Annotated in this window: 1 protein-coding gene; it reads left to right on the top strand. The window is 46.8% G+C overall.

The window, feature by feature from the left end; genetic code table 11:
- Positions 1 to 259 precede the first annotated feature (259 nt).
- A partial coding sequence (locus ACS8FD_RS22425; protein ID WP_439277485.1) for a GTP-binding protein occupies positions 260 to 605 on the top strand: 346 nt, incomplete at its 3' end.

Here is a 605-nt window from a genome sequence, read left to right on the forward strand (position 1 = left end):
GGTCATACTGCCGCACAGCGTTTAAACGAGCAACTACGCCCGCAACTGGTCGCTGCCGTTGATACCGCGCTGGCTTTAACCGATGAGCAGTTAGGTCCGATTTTACCGGGCTTAGCGCTCGGTAGTGCCCAGCACGAAACCCAATATTCAAGATTATTTAGAAGCTAATCGTTTTTTATTTACGATCGCTTTAATGCTATAACCTCTTCGATTTTATAACCGCTTTGACTCATACATTTTGACTAATATATAAGGAAAAATAGCCATGAAACATTGTTTAAGAGTAGGTGTCGGTGGACCAGTTGGTTCTGGCAAAACGGCCTTATTACGCCAGTTATGTAGCGCCTTAAAAGATCACTACGACATTGCCGTGGTTACCAACGATATCTACACCCGTGAAGATGCTGACTTTTTACTTAAGCACGACGCCTTGCCTGCTGATCGTATTCTTGGTGTGGAAACAGGCGGCTGTCCGCATACGGCCATCCGCGAAGACGCTTCTATGAATCTGGCCGCAATCGATGATTTGCAAACGCGTCATCCTAATCTAGAGCTAGTGTTAGTAGAGTCTGGCGGCGATAACTTAGCCGCGACCTTTAGCCCAG

The organism is Psychrobacter sp. 1U2 (assembly GCF_051847575.1).